Origin of the sequence: Christiangramia aquimixticola (assembly GCF_048285835.1) — a bacterium.
Taxonomy (GTDB): Bacteria; Bacteroidota; Bacteroidia; order Flavobacteriales; family Flavobacteriaceae; genus Christiangramia; species Christiangramia aquimixticola.
Map to the genome: position 1 here is coordinate 467,133 of NZ_JBLVTL010000001.1, position 462 is coordinate 467,594.

At 35.3% G+C, this 462-nt stretch carries 1 tRNA gene; it reads right to left on the reverse strand.

The window, feature by feature from the left end:
• Window positions 1–67: 67 nt before the first annotated feature.
• Window positions 68–150 (reverse strand) — tRNA-Tyr (locus ACNKXV_RS02060).
• Between the last annotated feature and the right edge of the window lie 312 nt (window positions 151–462).

Here is a 462-nt window from a genome sequence, read left to right on the forward strand (position 1 = left end):
CTCCCGCATTTCCATTTTTTCAACCATCAAATTATATTTGACAATTACAGAAGGATGGATCCTTTTGTGGGGAGAGCAGGATTCGAACCTGCGAAGTCGAAAGACAACAGATTTACAGTCTGTCCTCGTTGGCCGCTTGAGTATCTCCCCAATTTTACCACTATTTCATAGAACCATAACTGAAACAGCTAAGCTTCCAATGGTTTTTTTAACGGCTGCAAATTAAAGCAAATTTGAAGCACCATCCAAAGCATTTTTTAAAATTTCTTTAGAAAATTTTTCATTGTTTTAAATCTCAAGGATTTAAGAACGAAACTTTCTTCGAAACTTAGGTGTTTTCAGTATTTCAAAACATTGATGCCGGAAAATTCATCAACTCTACTCAGATCATTTTACTTTCCAAATTTCCTTCAGAATTAAACCTGAAGTTCCAAGCATTTCAAATTTTCAAGAGCCGATGGA